Genomic DNA, 16,138 nt, shown 5'->3' on the forward strand with positions numbered 1-16,138 from the left:
TCCATCCATCGCTGAGTAAAAGGCAGGCAGCTCGCGCCGCCTCGCATGGCAATCTTCAAAACCCGTGCCATGTGGGCAGCAGCATATAAAACAGCTGTTTTGCTGATCTTCAGCTATTTAGTTCCAAACTTTCGAAGGCGGGATCGACAAACTCTTGTCTCGAAACCGCCAAACTGGACGAAGCGGCCGCGAGGTCTTGTCGGTTGGAAATCGCTTGCGTCAAAGATCAACAAATCTCGTCCGTATCCTTACATCTCAGGCGAGGGACAGAAGTAGTGTGGCAAGTCGTAGAGCCAAGCAGATCGGTACCGTCTTGACGGCCGATCGGCTCGCACCACGCGTCCGAATCAAGGCCGGATGATCAGCAGAACGCATATGAAGGCACAGTAGAGATTGTCGCTTACAACAAACTCGCTGTTATGCTGTCTCCATGAACAAATAGGGGGAATGCCGACAGCTTGGCAGCTGCAGTCTTGCAGGCCCGGATTGTTTCGCCATTGGCTGAGATTGACAACGGAGCCGGTTTCGATCGTCAGCGGGCCAGATTCTGAGGAAATGCTCGAAGGCTACAGCAAAGATCGTGAGCAAGCTATCAAGTTAAAGCGCTAGTCGCGGACGCTTTTTTCCGGCCATACGCTCAGCTCCGACAAATGTGGATCGCGTAGTCGAATACGGCGAAGAGCTTAAGGCAATTTTAGTAGGTGCTATCAGAATTGACCGATGATCATTATCCGACGACGACATCACCGCTCATCTTTAGGAAAGTGGCATTTGCGCGTGCCCGCACAGTCGTAATATCGGGAGCAATAATCCCCCGTATCGGTTCAACGTCGCCGGACAAGCCCGCCAGGTTGCATCTGTGGCCTTCACGTTTTCAAGATCTCGCGCCCGACGAACTCTGCCGCTCCAGAAAGACTTCCGCTTTCCTCAGGGAGAAAGCATTCATTAAAATCGCCGCATTCCTTGCAGCTGGGAGCGCTACAAAGGGAAAAGCCTTCAGCTTCGCAAATCTTGCGGTAAAAATACTTCTTCCACCTCATGTTGTTGGTGTTGCCTGCCACCAGCGCCGGAAAATGCGCGAACAGCAATCTCCTAAGTTCGGCTTTGTCAAGCAAGCCGAGATCCCGCCAGAGGTGGTCTTCGCGCATGGAACGTCGCGCAATGATCTTAGCAAAACGCACGCCCTCAGGGTCGCCTGGCCGCACATGCCCTAGGAGCATATCGCGCAACAGTTGCTCCTCTGCATCAGGCATGCAATCACTCGCCTCTTGCAGGGCAAAAGCGCGGATAAGCCTTGCCGGAAAACTGCGGGCTGGTATATCCCGCAGCTCCCTAAGCGAAAGGCCGGTTGCCTCGGTCGCGGTGGCAATCCCCATCTCAATTTCTTCAAGTGCGCGCGAAAAAACGCGGAAGAGCACATAGTCATCAAAATATAACTTGAGACCCATCTGGCATGGTCGGCTGAAATAGCGTGTTTGGCAATCGTCGCAGTGGTCGACGGCTATGCCGGTTTGACGTGCGGCGTCCGCAGCTGGCACCGCCACCGTCGAGACCCCGATGTGATGCACATTTGGCATGCGCTTCGTCGCTTTCTCCAATAATCGAATTCAGTTGGCTGCTTTGATCCCCGCAAGGCGAGCATTCAAAGGTTGTGCCAGCTTGAGCAAGTGACAGTTGAAGCCGGCTTTTCAATCACTCGATCGCCCGTGCAGCGGGGAGGCGATCCCGCCTCCCAGTTATCGCCAAACGGACAAACGCAGGCTTTCAATCTGCGGCGCCGATCGAGCAGTCTGAGTGTAGCAATCTGAGGGAAGATCAAAGATCAATTGCTGCGCAACGACGTGTTAGCCGCCGATAGAGTTATCATATGTCTCTTCGATAGTCCTCAGAGTAGTTGGAGACCGGCACTGAACGTCTTCCGACCTTCAGTGTTGACCTTTGTCCAGTTGAACGGGAGGCCTTCGGCAACGTAGTAAACGCCGCTTTGAGGCGTCAGCTTTCCGTTTCTCGAGCCCATGTCGCCACGCTCGCGGACTCTCAGCGAATCGGCGCGATAGAGTTCATTCTCCTGGATCCTATCATTCGTCATTGCGCTCATAGGAGCACCGGGGAGCGGCGATCAATACGCACTTGCAGGCCTTCCAGTGCGCCCGCAACGATGAGGCCCTTGTTCGCCACTCGGTCCATCGGAACAAACACAGGATCAAGCACCGGCCGGCAACATTCAAAACGTCGCGCGGCTTCCGTCATCGTTATTGACGGCGAACGATAAGGTTTACTACCATCGCCTCCCAAAAGCGCTATCTGCCCGGCAAGAGGGATCGGGTACCCGTCAAAGATCGTAAAGGCGGTTAACCCAACTCGCAAAGCTTCTTCGCCAACAAATAGCGAGTGCATGTCGTCGAAGCGGATCATCTGAATAAGATCACTGCCAATTAAACCGGCGATCGATGCAATGCTGTTGCGATCAGGGAGCTCAGCGGCGCGAAAGATCGCACTTTCCGGCTCCAACAGATACACAAAATTTTCCATATCCTTGCCTTCTAAATTCTTGAAAAGAGCTCGTGCCCAGCTGCTTTTGACGGGAGCGAAAGCGACTCGTGCATCAACTTGGGATAGCGACAACGCGCGGCAATATGCAGATTTCAGCGTGCTGTGTAAATGGTCCTGCGCCAATTCGGTTCGGTTCAATTCAAGCCAGGCTCCGGACGCGTCGCTCCGATGTCGCCCAGCCAGTTGATTCTATTGAGATATTTTAATGGGCGTGTTTTTATTCCGGCCAGCCCCCATACCAACTCCGGGCCAAACATGAACGCGACGATGTTAGACCATACCGGCAGCCGCGCAGTCGACTAAGCGGGTTCAGCAATCGAACGCGGCGGCCATCGGCGTCGCCGCACGTATGGCTCGAATTTGTCCCAAATTTGCGGAACGGGATCCCGACCTTGGGCAAACTATGCAAACGGGTGCGTGTTCCAAGTTTGACGAGATCTGTACGTCTGTGAAACGATTGCGCTTCATTCCCTGGTCCTCTCAATGGGCCAGAGCTTACTTCAAAATGGATTATTTCAACGGGGCAAGGTCAAAGGCACCCCTTACGACGTATAAAGCAGAAAGAAAATTTGCAATCGGCGAGTTCCATCCGAGCATCACGACATTTGGCTAGCGCAACCGGGGCAACAGCCGCGCTCACTGTTGGCTGACTTAAAGTGTGCTGAGTGCCGCGGTCGCGAGTTCGCGCTCGGTCCCCAGGCGTTTTCGGTGCCGCGTTTTTAGCGTTATTCAAAACGCGGATGATGGCATCCAATCAATCTATTTTGCCTGATTAGCGACCTTGGTGCATGACCAAGGTGTCTCACCAAACAAGCCGATCGCGACCTCAGCGGAGAACGTACAAAAATGCAATAGATAGGAAGCGGCAGATTTTATTGCGTATCCCGGAGAGATACTGGCGCCGCCTTGTTGCTCGCTATGGCGGCGGCCTTCGGAGTCTGGCGAACAGGATTTGCCGAGTCGGAAGCCGCGAAAGAAGAAGTCGTCACTTTGGCGTATTCGCGCTGACCCAACTTTTGGCAACCTATGGCACTCACGGCGAAGTCATGCACGTTCATAGCGTGGACGAATCGGGCGAAACGTCAGCGTCGACGCAGTTCAAGTATTGGACGAACGAACGGGAGCAAGACCTTGCCCTTTAGAACTTTTTTTTGCATCCTGCTACTGGTCACGTGCACCAGCGCTGTTTCGGCCTACGCCGCGTCGCTTTCCATCTTCAAAGCGTTCGCCGTAACACTAGCGGCTTCGGTTTTCCTTCAGGTCGTTTATTTCTTGAGCCTGCTATTTATGTCCTTCCGGCCCACGCGCGAGAGCGACAGGTCGATACATTCAGGAACTCGGCAGGCAAACCAGCCACAAAAACATGATCGCGATGAAACTGAGCTGACTTGCCACTGAATTTTCATCCGGCGGCGATTAGAGCCTCGGCGGTTTTGAATACGTCAAGTGGCGCGGTGTGAGCAACCGGCGGAAACGCGAAGCCTTCATCTTGCGCAGCGTTGGAGCCGGTTGCGGCGATGGTCCCGGCATAATCTTCCGGGGTCTGATATCCGAGCGATTAGTGCGGCCGGAAATTATTGTGATCGTCCGCCCATTCGGCAATGGCGCTTCGGGCATGATTGAGGCCAAAGAACAGGCTTTCGTTGAGCAGTTCGTCGCGCATCCGACCATTGAAGCTCTCGGCATAGCCGTTCTGCATCGGCTTTCCCGGCGCGATGTAGTGCCAGTCGACTTTGTGATCCTTCGACCACGCGAGGATCGCATTCGAGGTGAGTTCAGTGCCGTTGTCGGAGACGATCATCCCCGGCTTGCCGCGTCGTTCGATCAGGGTCGTCAGTTCGCGAGCGACACGACGACCGGAGATCGAGGTGTCCGGGATCGCCGCCAGGCATTCGTGCGTCACGTCATCGACGATGTTGAGCACGCGAAACCTCCTTCCGCAAGCGAACTGGTCGTGCACGAAGTCTAGCGACCATCGGGCATTGGCCTTAGCTTCGACCGGAATCGGAGCACGCGTGCCGACAGCACGGCGTCTGGCGTTGCGCTTGCGGACAGAGAGACCCTCCTCGCGATAAAGGCGATAGATGCGATTGACCCCGGACGGTTCTCCCTCCCGCCGAAGCAGGACGAACAGCCGCCGGTAGCCGAAACGCCGCCGCTCATTGGCGAGGTCGCGCAGCTTCGCTCGCAACTCGGTTTCCGGCGGTCGGTTCGACTGATAGCGGATCGTCTTGCAGTCGGCGGATATGATCTGGCAGGCCCGCCGTTCCGAAAGACCCATGACGGTCTTCAGATGCGTGACGGCGTCACGCTTGGCGACAGGCCCTACCATTTTTTGAAAGAAGCTCGCGGAGTGCTGCTGCGTCCAACATCTGCTCGGCGAGCAGCTTCTTCAGTCTCGCGTTCTCGTCCTCAAGCGCCTTCAGCCGTTTCGCCTCGGAGACTTCCATACCGCCGTATTTGGCTTTCCAATTATAAAACGTTGCTTCTGAAATTCCGTGCTTGCGGCAGAGGTCGGCCACCTTTGCGCCCGCCTCCTGCTCCTTCAGCACCGCAATAATCTGCCTTCCGTAAATCTCTGCTTCTTCATGCGTCCGTCCTTTGATGGGCCGGACTCTAATCAATTCTGGAGGAAATTCGCAGGGGCAGGTCAGAGCAGTCCAACGTCCCCCAGCTTGACCTAAGGCGTAAACGGCGCACCCCTTAGTTAGCGGTGTAGGTATTGACCCAATTCATCAGGCTAAAGCTCAATTCGATGTCATGGAACTACTCAACAACCTCCAGCAACCGAGGACCGCTTTCTTCACCACGGTGCGGCGGTCCATGAGATGCTGCATTGGTCTCCCGATTGCTTCATCTTCGGCAGGAGGCTTCTTGATTGGGCATCGTCTGGTTTAGAAAGCACCTCCGACTCAGGCGACTGTTGCCGACCGCCGCTCCTGATTAGATGACATGTTTCCGGAAGAGAACATGCTTCGAAATTTGAGCGTTTCCCGTTGCCTTTTCGACCTACGCCGATCGAGAAGCTCGACCGTCTCGGTAAGCGCGGGGGTGGAAACATTAAGAACAACGTCAACGAGATGACTACAAGCTCAGAACTTGCATTTGGCGGAAATAAGCTCCGCAAACTTTACTACCGGAGGGTCGAGGCGGGTCCAGTCTGATTTGCCCAGAGCCGGCGCTTTTAACGCGGCGGCCTCGGCGCAGTCGACGACGTTCCCGCCCATCGGACGAAAACTCGCGGGGCAACTTCGACGTCGAAGATGGCGCGGATTGTTGCACGAAAGCCCGCCGCGAGGGCATCCCATGCAGGTCGCCGACTATCGGACGCAGACCGGCGTTAGAGCAGTCTTTTGTCAGACATGTACTCCGCGGTTGTCGGCATTGAGACTGAATGGCGGGAGCTTGACACTACGCGCTGCTACGAAATGCCTGCTGAACCCACGAATTCACTTCGGCACGCGATTTGCTCTGGTCACGGTATGTCGCCAATCGCAGCGCGATGGCCTTCGGGCGGCGCATCGCTGTTCGCGTCTCGTGAGTTCCGATGGTTTGCTGGGCAATGATAGTGGCTCGGTTGTGTGTGCCGGGAAAATGTGAGGAGTGTTAGATGCGATCTAGAGTTCTTCGTTTGCGACCCACAACAATCGCCCACGTCGCGAGCGGTACAGCCAAAGCGGCAGACCTTGAGCCAGGCGGGAAGCCGGGGGTGTGGGACTGGACTGGAAGTTCTGTTTGCGGACGGGTCGGTGGGCGGGTGCGGTCGAACCTGCTGCGCCAATTCCTACGGTCGGCCGACCTATGGCGATACCGACATGTTCGATTTCAACCGGCTGCAAAACCCGCACCTGCCGCTCGGCCAGGGGCCGCATCTGTGCCTGGGCGCTGCGCTGGCGCGCCTGGAATTGGGAAGTGTCTTCCCCCCGCCGTTCGTGCGGCCGGAGGATCTGGCGCTGGCAATCGCCGCAGAGGGCGTGGTCTACACGTTGCCTTAACTCATTTGCTGCCCGCAGTCTGCCCATCATCTTCCGCCCCTTCCGGGCTTAAAGAGTGAAGCGTCACCATGTCCGAACAATCCTTGCCGACGCTGCCGATGTGGCGGGTCGATCACATCGAGCCCTCGCCCGAGATGTTAGCGCTACGCGCCAAAGGTCCGATCCACCGCGTGCGCCTTCCGTCCGGGCACGAATGCTGGTGGGTGACAGGCTATGACGAGGCCAAGGCGGTGCTGTCTGACGCGGCATTCCTGCCCGCGGGAATGCCTCCGGCGGATTTCACCCCCGATTCGGTCATTCTCGGTTCGCCGGGATGGCTGGTCTCGCACGAAGGGGACGAGCATGCTCGGTTACGCACGATCGTGGCGCCGGCCTTCAGCAACAGCAGGGTGAAGCTGCTTACGCAGCAGGTCGAGGCGATCACCGTGCAGTTGTTCGATACGCTGGCGGTTCAGCCCCAGCCCGCAGACTTGCGACGCCATCTCTCCTTTCCGCTTCCGGCCAAGGTAATCAGCGCGCTGATGGGCGTGCCCTTCGAGGAACACGCCTTTTTCGCAGAGCTCTCCGACGAGGTGATGACGCACCAGCATGAAAGCGGCCCGCGCAGCGCGTCGGGCTTGGCCTGGGAAGAGCTCCGCGCCTACATTCACGGCAAAATACGGGGCAAGCGACAGGATCCGGGCGATAACCTGCTGACGGATCTGCTAGCCGCGGTTGACCAGGGTGAAGCGACCGAGGAAGAGGCGGTCGGCCTCGCGGCGGGCGTGCTGGTGGCGGGGCACGAGAGCACCGTCGCGCAGATCGAATTCGGCCTGCTGGCCATGTTTCGCCATCCGCAACAGCGCGAACGCCTGGTCCGCGATCCGTCCCTGGTGGACAAGGCGGTGGAGGAAATACTGCGAATGTATTCGCCTGGCGCGGGCTGGGACGGCATCATGCGCTACCCCCGGACCGACGTGACCATCGCGGGCGTGCATATACCCGCGGAGAGCAAAGTACTGGTCGGCCTGCCGGCGACCTCGTTTGATCCGCGCCATCTCAAAGACCCGGAAGTCTTCGACATCGGACGCGACGCAAATCCCCACCTGGCGTTCTCCTACGGGCAGCACAATTGCATCGGGGCGGCGCTGGCGAGGCTGGAACTGAAGGCCGTATTCGGTTCGATCTTCCAGCGCTTTCCCGCGTTGCGCCTGGCCGTGGCGCCCGAAGAACTGAAGTTGCGCAAGGAGATCATCACCGGCGGGTTCGAGGAAATGCCGGTGCTCTGGTGCGGACGCCCCCCGGCATCGCAATCTTCTCATTTGACGGCGCCTGGCGCGGGCCGGTCAGATCAGCCACCCGACAGGTAACCAAGATGGACGTGCAAGAAACCAAGGCAGCATGCCACGACGCCTTCGCCGAGCTAGCGTCGCCAGCATGCATCCAAGACCCGTACCCGTTCATGCGGTGGTTGCAAGAGCACGATCCGGTGCACCGCGCGGCGTCGGGCCTCTTTCTGTTGAGCCGCCACGCCGACATCTACTGGGCGTTCAAGGCCACGGGCGATGCGTTTCGGGGGCCGGCGCCATCCGAACTGGCGCGCTATTTCCCGCGTGCGGCGTCCAGCCTGTCGCTCAATCTGCTGGCGTCCACGCTAGCCATGAAGGAACCACCGACGCATACGCGTCTGCGCCGGCTGATTTCGCGCGATTTCACCGTGGGCCAGATCGACAACCTGCGGCCGAGCATCGCGCGCATCGTCGCAGCCCGCCTGGATGGCATGGCGCCCGCACTGGAGCGAGGAGAGGCGGTGGACCTGCATCGGGAATTCGCACTGGCCTTGCCCATGCTTGTCTTCGCTGAATTGTTCGGCATGCCCCAAGACGACATGTTCGAGCTCTCAGCGATCGTCAGCGCCATTCTAGAAGGCCTGAGCCCGCACGCCAGCGATCCACAGCTCGCCGCGGCGGACGTGGCCAGCGCCAGGGTGAAGGCCTATTTCGGCGACCTCATACTGCGCAAGCGCGCCGATCCCCGCCGCGACATCGTGTCGACACTGGTCGGCGCACACAGCGACGACGCCGATACGCTTTCGGACGCGGAGTTGATCAGCATGCTGTGGGGCATGTTGCTGGGCGGCTTCGCCACCACTGCTGCGACTATCGACCATGCGGTGCTGGCGATGCTGGCCTACCCCGAGGAGCGGCACTGGCTGCAGGGAGACGCCGCAGGGGTGGAGGCATTTGTAGAAGAAGTACTGCGCTGCGAGGCGCCCGCCATGTTCAGCTCCATTCCGCGTATCGCCCAGCGCGACATCGAATTGCATGGCGTGGTGATCCCGAAGGACGCGGACGTGCGCGTGCTGATCGCGGCCGGCAATCGCGACCCGGACGCTTTCGCTGATCCCGACCGATTCGATCCGGTGCGGTTCTACGGCACCAGGCCTGGCATGTCGAGCGACGGAAAGATTATGCTGAGCTTCGGCCACGGCATCCACTTCTGCCTAGGTGCGCAACTCGCCAGGGTGCAGCTGACCGAGAGCCTGCCGCAGATCCAGGCTCGCTTCCCCACGTTGGCCTTGGCCGAGCAGCCGACCCGGGAGCGCTCAGCGTTCCTTAGGACGTTCCGCGCGCTGCCGGTGCGGCTGCGCGCGCAGGCGGCGGCTGAGGTTCGCGTCGTGGTCGACCAGGATCTGTGCGGAACCACTGGTCAGTGCGTGTTGACGCTGCAGGGCGCCTTTCGTCAGCGCGAACCGGACGGCGTGGCCGAAGTGTGCATGGCGACGGTCCCGCAGGCGCTGCATGCCGCTGTGCGGCTCGCAGCCAGCCAGTGCCCCGTCGCGGCCATCGGGTGATCGAAAGCGAAGCCGGCGATGACCATTGCACCAACCCCGGCCCTACGCCCTCTCCGGCAGACGCTGAGCGACATGCAGCGAAAGACCTACGCAATCCAGGAGAACATGATGGAACGATTTAAAGGCAAGGTGGCCGTGGTGACCGGCGCCGGCGCCGGGATCGGCAAGGCATGCGCCCTCGCCATCGCGCGCGAGGGCGGCAGAGTGGTGGTTGCCGACATTGATGGCCCCGCTGCCATCGCCTGCACCGCACAGATCGCAGCCGAAGCGGGCCAAGCGCTGGCCGTGGCCATGGACATCGCAGATGCGCAGGCGGTGGCAGAGCTGTTCGAAACGGCGAAGCGGCGCTTCGGTGGGGTCGACGTGCTTGTGAACAATGCGAGCGCCATGCATTTGACCCCGCTCGACAGCGCGATCCTCGACCTGGACGTGGCGGTCTGGGACCAGACCATGGCGACCAATTTGCGCGGCACGCTCCTCTGCTGCCGGCAGGCCATCCCACAAATGATCGGCCGTGGTGGTGGCGCGATCGTGAACATGTCATCGTGCCAAGGGCTCAGCGGCGACACCGCACTGACGTCATACGCCGCGTCGAAGGCCGCAATGAACATGCTGTCGGCCTCGCTTGCCACCCAGTACGGACACGCGAAGATCCGCTGCAACGCGGTTGCGCCAGGTCTTGTCATGACCGAACGTCTCTTCGCCAAGCTGGACGAGTGCATGCAACGGCATCTACACCGGCACCAGCTCCTGCCGCACGTCGGCCGCCCCGAGGACGTAGCCGCGCTGGTCGCGTTCCTGCTCTCGGAGGAGGCTGCGTTCATCACCGGCCAAGTGGTGTGCATCGACGGCGGCATGTTGGCGCATGTTCCAACCTACGCCGACGGTGGCAACAGCGCGGCTCGGCCGGCCGGTGACGCCGCCGAAGCAGCCGCAGCGTCGCATTGGTGATGGACATGCTGCTCAACCCGCTGAACCGCTGGCGCCGGCTACGGGACGACATCCCGGTCATGCCTGGCGCTTTCCCCCTGGTCGGGCATCTTCCCGCCATCGTCTGCGATCTGCCGCGCCTGCTGCGGCGCGCGGAACGGACGCTAGGCAGCCACTTCTGGCTGGACTTCGGCCCGGCCGGACACCTGATCACATGCCTGGATCCGGATGCGCTCGCATTGCTCCGGCACAAGGAAGTGTCCTCGGCACTGATCGAAGAGATGGCGCCCGACATCCTTGGCGGAACGTTGGTCACTTTGGACGGTAGCGCGCACCGGCAGGCGCGCGATGGGATAAAGGCGGCGTTTCTGCCCAGGGGTCTGTCCGAGGCCGGCATTGGCGAGCTGTTCGAACCAATTATTAGGGCTCAGGTCAAGGCGTGGCGCGACCGCGGTGAAGTCGCTATCCTGCCAGACACTCGCAACCTGATGCTCAAACTCACCTTCAGTCTCATGGGCATCCCCGCCCAAGACCTGTCGGAGTGGCATCGCAAGTACCGGCAACTGCTACAATTGATGGTCGCGACCCCGATCGACCTGCCGGGGATGCCACTGCGGCGCGGCCGCGCCGCCCGCGATTGGATCGACGCGCAGTCGCGCCAGTTCATCCGGGACGCGCGCGCGCCCGCCGCGCGCACCGGGTTGATCAACGACATGGTGAGCGCCTTCGATTGCAGCGATGGCGCGCTCTCCGATGACGTCCTGGTCGCCAATATCCGTTTGCTGCTGCTTGCCGGCCACGAGACCTCCGCCTCGACGATGGCCTGGATGGTGATCGAGCTGGCGCAGCATCCAGAGCTGTGGGACGCCCTGGTCGAAGAGGCGCAACGCGTGGGCGCGGTGCCGACCGGGCACGAGGACCTGGCGCAATGTCCGGTCGCAGAGGCGCTGTTTCGGGAGACGCTACGAATGCATCCGGCTTCCTCGCTCGTACCGCGTCGCGCGATGCAGGAATTACAACTCGGCCCGCGGCGCATTCCTGCGGGCACTCATTTGTGCATCCCACTGCTGCATTTCTCGACCTCGCCGCTGCTGCACGAAGCGCCCGATCCGTTTCGTCTGGGGCGGTGGCTGCAACGCACGGAGCCGATCCGGCCGGTGGACATGCTGCAGTTCGGTGCCGGCCCACACGTCTGCATGGGCTATCACCTTGTATGGCTGGAGCTGGTGCAGTTCAGCATCGCCTTGGCATTGACCATGCAGGAGGCCGGGGTGCGGCCGCGGTTGATGAGCGGCGTCGAAAAAGGCCGGCGTTATTACCCGACCGCATCCGTCCATGACAATCCGCATCGGATTCTCATGAGCTGGGATCCTCTGCCCCGTGTCAAGAGGCAGCGGCGACGGCGATGAGCGGCATTGCTGCACTCGGCGCGCGCGCAGTGCGACGCCGGCAGCACCGCGGCGGCTCGCCGCTCGCCGCGGCATTCTCTGTCAGGTACAAGGAGATGAACAACATGCAGAAGGATTCCACGCTAAACGACGACCGAACTGGCGTTTCCCTGTTCGGCGGATCGGGCGCGCTGGCGTGCGGCGGATTGCCGGTGCGCGCGTCCATAGGCATGGGCGCGCTATGCGCCGTCGCGGAGGATGCCGCGCGTTACGCTGTACCGCGCGCTGGATCGCTATCGCGCCTGTTTCGGCCTTGTATTGTAGGTGGTCGAGGATGACACGCCAGCGGATGACGCGACGCTGGGGAAGCCCCCGGCAAGCATGCGGCGGAGAAAAAAGCAACCGGCGTGCCGATCACGGAGCTGCATGCAGCGCCCCAGTCAGTGCCGGGCCTATGGCAAGGGGCCGGAGAAGCCATCACCTCGCTGCGGCCGCGTGCGGAGCGGTTGGCGCAGGCCGTGCAGCGGGGGGGTATCTGTTTAAGCACGCGCCGTGCGCATTGGCGCCGGTCCGCACGGAGGCGCCGCCGTACCGCTGCGATCGGCCGGCGGCAGCGCTAGATGCTACATTGTGTCCGATTCCACGGCGCAGATCGGAGCGGTTGCCCACCGCGGCCCGCCGCGGTGCCCGGCGTCCGCCCGATTCTGCTTCTCGTCAACTGCCTGCAGAAGGAACATCCCGCATGAATGCGCTGTCCGAACAGATCCTTTCTGAATTGCGCCACCTGCTGAACGAGACGCGCGATGGCGGCAGCGTGAGTCCGTCCGTTTACGACACGGCGCGCGTTTTGCAGTTCAGCAGCAACGTCACCGGTCGGCAGAACGCATACGCGTGGCTCATGGCGCAGCAACAGGCCGATGGCGGGTGGGGAAGTGCTGACTTCCCACTGTTCCGCCATGTACCCACGTGGGCGGCGTTGCTTGCATTGCAGCGTGCCGATCCTCTTCCCGGCGCTGCGGACGCAGTTCAGGCTGCAACGCGGTTCCTCGAGCGCCAGCCGGATCCCTACGCAGATGCGGTGCCGGAAGACGCGCCGGTAGGCGCGGAGCTGATCCTGCCGCAGATCTCCGGCGAGGCCACATCCTTGGTGGGCGACGTGGTGTTTCCGCGCTACTCGGCGCTGTTGCCGTTGCGGCAAGCGTGCCTGGCTAAGTTGGGGACGGTGGGACCGCTGCCGAGCGGCCATCCGTTGTTGCACTCCTGGGAAGCCTGGGGGACGTCGCCGACCACAGCATGCCTGGACGACGACGGCAGCATCGGCATCAGCCCGGCGGCAACCGCCGCGTGGCGTGCGCACGCCCTCACAAAGGCGAGCGCGCCACAGGTCGAGCGTGCCGACAGGTATCTTCAGGCCGCATCGCGCGCGGCGCGCAGCGGCATCGAAGGTGTCGTTCCCAGCGTCTGGCCGATCAACGTGTTCGAGCCATGCTGGTCGCTGTACACTCTGCATCTGGCCGGGTTGTTTTCGCATCCCGCGCTCGCCGAGGCGGTACGCGTGATCGTCGCGCAGCTCGATGCCTGTCTGGGCGTGCGCGGTCTGGGTCCGGCCTTGCACTTCGCGGCCGATGCGGACGACACCGCTGTTGTGTTGTGCATCCTGCGCCTAGCAGGACGCAACCCGGCTGCCGACGCGTTGCGCCACTTCGAAATCGGCGGGCTGTTCGTTACCTTCCCCGGCGAGCGCAATGCCTCGGTGTCGACCAACATCCACGCCCTGCATGCGTTCAGACTGTTGGGAAAGCCCACCGCCGGCACCAGCGCTTACCTTGAGGCCAATCGCAACGCGGACGGTCTATGGGACAATGAAAAATGGCACGTTTCGTGGCTGTATCCCACCGCGCATGCAATCGCTGCGCTCGCGCAAGGCGCGCCCGAGTGGCGCGACGAGCGCGCGCTGGCGGCGCTGTTGCAGGCGCAGCGCGACGACGGCGGCTGGGGCGCGGGTCGCGCGTCTACATTTGAGGAAACCGCCTATGCGCTGTTCGCGTTGCACGTGATGGATGGGCGCGAAGAGCCGACAGGGCGCGCCCGCATCGCGCTGGCGGTCGCGCACGCGCTGGAGTGGATGCTCGCTCGCCATGGGGCGCATGAATTGCCGCAAACGCCGCTGTGGATCGGCAAGGAATTGTATTGCCCGACCCGGGTCGTGCGCGTGATCGAACTCGCCGGCTTGTGGCTGGCTCTTCGTTGGGGGCGGTGCACCCCGGCCGAGGGAGCAGGAGGAATAGCGCAATGATCCCGACCGAAAGCGCGCTGCAGCAAGTACTGGAGTGGGGGCGTTCCCTGACCGGATTCGCCAACGAACATGCCGTAGAAGCAGTTAGGGGCGGACAGTACATCCTGCAGCGTATCCAACCGAGCTTGCACGATATCAGCGCCCGCACCGGCCGCGATCCGCAGGACGAAAAGCTGATCGTGACGTTTTATCGCGAGTTGGCGCTACTGTTTTGGCTCGACGATTGCAACGACCTTGGCCTGATCGCGCCGGAGCAGCTGGCCGCGGTGGAGCAGGCGCTGGGGCAGGGCGTGCCATGCGCGCTCCCCGGTTTCGAGGGCTGCGCTGTGCTGCGCGCTTCCCTGGCCGCGCTCGCCTACGATAGGCGCGACTATACTGAGCTTCTTAACGATACCCGGTGCTACTGCGCGGCGCTGCGCGCCGGACACGCGCAGGCGGCGGGGGCGCAACGCTGGTCGTACGCCGAATACTTGCACAATTCCATCGATTCGATCGCCTACTCGAACGTGTTCTGTTGCCTGTCGTTGCTATGGGGGCTGGACATGGCGACCCTGCGCGCGCGTCCGGCGTTTCGCCAGGTGCTGCGGCTCATCTCCACGATAGGGCGCCTGCAGAACGATCTGCATGGATGCGCCAAGGATAGGTCGGCGGGAGAGGCCGACAACGCTGCCATCCTGCTCCTGCAGCGTTATCCGGCTATGCCTGTGGAGGATTTCCTCAACGACGAGCTGGCCGGCCATGCGCGCATGCTGCACCGAGTGATGGTGGAAGAACGCTTTCCTGCACCATGGGGACCGTTAATCGAGGCCATGGCGGTCATTCGCGCGAAGTACTACCAGACCTCGACCAGCCGCTACGGCAACGATGCCGCGGGGGGAGGCCAACGTGCGCCGGCGTGAACGCGCGGGAGGCGGCGGCGTGCGCGCGGCGCCTTCGGTCCGATCCGACGCAACGCCAACGCCCAATACGGCGGATCGAGCGAGCGGGTGCGACGACGCCCTGACCCGGCGCAAGGACGACCATCTGGACCTCGTGCTGGATCGGCGAACGGCGCCAGCCACGGTCGCCGCCGGTTGGGAGCAAATCCGGTTCGAACACTGCGCACTACCCGAGCTGGACCTGACGCAGATCGAACTGCGCACCTCGCTGTTAGGCAAGCCCATGCGTGCGCCGCTGCTGATCAGTTCCATGACCGGCGGAATGCCACGCGCCGAGGCCATCAATCGGCGCCTGAGCGAGGCGGCGCAAGCCTTGGGGATCGCCATGTGCGTCGGTTCGCAGCGCGTAAGCCTGCAATCGCGCAATTCCCAGGGGCTGACGCGCGCCCTACGCCGCCTGGCGCCTGACATTCCCTTGCTGGCCAATATCGGCGCTGCGCAACTGCGCGAGGCCGACGGCCTTGATCTGGCGCGCCGGGCTATCGATGCGCTGGAGGCTGATGGGCTGATCGTCCATCTCAATCCGCTGCAGGAAGCGCTACAGCCGGATGGCGACCGCGACTGGCACGGCGTCCTGGCGCAGGTGACTCGCGCCGCGCGTAGCGTGGGCGTGCCGATCGTGGCCAAAGAAGTCGGGTCGGGCCTGTCCGCCTCGGTGGCCTGCGCGCTCGTCGAGGCGGGTGTTGCGGTGATTGATGTCGCCGGAGCTGGCGGCACCAGTTGGGCCGCGGTGGAGGGCGAGCGCGCCCGCGATGCCGCCGGCCGTGCAGTGGCGATGGCGTTCGCCGATTGGGGGATCCCGACACCCGCCAGCTTGCAGGCGGTACGTCGGGCGCTGCCAACGGTGAAGCTTATCGCATCCGGCGGGATCCGCGACGGCGTCGACGTGGCCAAGGCCATTCGCCTGGGTGCGGACATCGCCGGACAGGCAGCCGGCGTGCTGCCAGCGGCTACGGTATCGACCGAAGCGGTCGTCGCGCATTTCGAGGTCGTCATCCGCCAGTTGGCCGTCGCCTGCTTTTGCACCGGCTCACCTGATCTGGCGACGTTGCGCCAGGCGCGCTTGTTGCCCTCCGCGCATCTGCCAGCCGGATGATGCCGGCGTCGCCCGCTCGTGTCGGCCGGCGCCTAGTTGTGAGCTTTCAGGAGGTTGTCCATTCGGCCCTGGTCGAGAAAGCTGAGGTTGTCAAAGCTTCAGTGATTCT

Annotated in this window: 11 protein-coding genes and 2 pseudogenes; 10 read left to right on the forward strand and 3 right to left on the reverse strand. The window is 61.9% G+C overall.

From position 1 onward, the window contains the following. Positions 1-866: 866 nt before the first annotated feature. Together PYR71_RS29970 and PYR71_RS29975 are read right to left on the reverse strand one after the other, a co-directional pair. Positions 867-1,577, reverse strand: a complete 711-nt coding sequence (locus PYR71_RS29970) for a nitrogen fixation protein NifQ (RefSeq protein WP_009996802.1) — start codon at positions 1,575-1,577, stop codon at positions 867-869. Positions 1,578-2,094: 517 nt separating this feature from the next. Further along, positions 2,095-2,532 (reverse strand): DUF3846 domain-containing protein, encoded by a 438-nt coding sequence (locus PYR71_RS29975; RefSeq protein ID WP_008536498.1) that lies wholly within the window; start codon positions 2,530-2,532, stop codon positions 2,095-2,097. A gap of 1,047 nt (positions 2,533-3,579) precedes the next feature. Between PYR71_RS29975 and PYR71_RS31140 the strand changes: the two genes are divergently transcribed. Continuing rightward, the gene (locus PYR71_RS31140; protein WP_489686409.1) at positions 3,580-3,951 is read left to right on the forward strand and encodes an exopolysaccharide production repressor protein; all 372 of its coding nucleotides are present in this window, start codon (positions 3,580-3,582) and stop codon (positions 3,949-3,951) included. Positions 3,952-3,955: 4 nt separating this feature from the next. Here the strand turns inward: PYR71_RS31140 and PYR71_RS29980 are convergent. Beyond that, positions 3,956-5,143: pseudogene (locus PYR71_RS29980) on the reverse strand (IS3 family transposase). A 1,225-nt stretch (positions 5,144-6,368) separates the two neighbouring features. Here PYR71_RS29980 and PYR71_RS29985 point away from each other — a divergent pair. The 9 genes and pseudogenes from PYR71_RS29985 (at position 6,369) to fni (ending at position 16,029) form a co-directional block, all read left to right on the forward strand. Next, positions 6,369-6,548, forward strand: coding sequence for a cytochrome P450 (locus PYR71_RS29985; RefSeq protein WP_008536508.1), 180 nt, complete (start codon positions 6,369-6,371; stop codon positions 6,546-6,548). Positions 6,549-6,616: 68 nt separating this feature from the next. Next, complete coding sequence (locus PYR71_RS29990; RefSeq protein WP_040111859.1) at positions 6,617-7,897, forward strand: cytochrome P450; 1,281 nt, start codon at positions 6,617-6,619, stop codon at positions 7,895-7,897. Positions 7,898-7,902: 5 nt separating this feature from the next. After that, positions 7,903-9,381 carry a cytochrome P450 gene (locus tag PYR71_RS29995; protein ID WP_237350496.1) on the forward strand — a complete coding sequence of 493 codons (1,479 nt, stop codon included), beginning with the start codon at positions 7,903-7,905 and terminating at the stop codon, positions 9,379-9,381. Positions 9,382-9,489: 108 nt separating this feature from the next. Beyond that, the gene (locus tag PYR71_RS30000; protein ID WP_040111858.1) at positions 9,490-10,332 is read left to right on the forward strand and encodes an SDR family oxidoreductase; all 843 of its coding nucleotides are present in this window, start codon (positions 9,490-9,492) and stop codon (positions 10,330-10,332) included. Then, positions 10,332-11,673: pseudogene (locus tag PYR71_RS30005) on the forward strand (cytochrome P450). Before PYR71_RS30000 ends, PYR71_RS30005 begins: the two are co-directional and overlap by 1 nt. A gap of 43 nt (positions 11,674-11,716) precedes the next feature. Further along, positions 11,717-12,037, forward strand: coding sequence for a hypothetical protein (locus tag PYR71_RS30010; RefSeq protein WP_123876250.1), 321 nt, complete (start codon positions 11,717-11,719; stop codon positions 12,035-12,037). Positions 12,038-12,441: 404 nt separating this feature from the next. Further along, positions 12,442-13,995, forward strand: a complete 1,554-nt coding sequence (locus tag PYR71_RS30015; RefSeq protein WP_040111856.1) for a hypothetical protein — start codon at positions 12,442-12,444, stop codon at positions 13,993-13,995. Further along, the gene (locus tag PYR71_RS30020) at positions 13,992-14,894 is read left to right on the forward strand and encodes a terpene synthase family protein (protein WP_040111855.1); all 903 of its coding nucleotides are present in this window, start codon (positions 13,992-13,994) and stop codon (positions 14,892-14,894) included. Before PYR71_RS30015 ends, PYR71_RS30020 begins: the two co-directional genes overlap by 4 nt. A gap of 19 nt (positions 14,895-14,913) precedes the next feature. Then, positions 14,914-16,029 (forward strand): type 2 isopentenyl-diphosphate Delta-isomerase, encoded by a 1,116-nt coding sequence (gene fni, locus PYR71_RS30025; RefSeq protein WP_245304463.1) that lies wholly within the window; start codon positions 14,914-14,916, stop codon positions 16,027-16,029. Positions 16,030-16,138 lie beyond the last annotated feature (109 nt).

The sequence above is a fragment of the Rhizobium mulingense genome (assembly GCF_029194105.1).
Lineage (GTDB): Bacteria > Pseudomonadota > Alphaproteobacteria > Rhizobiales > Rhizobiaceae > Rhizobium > Rhizobium mulingense.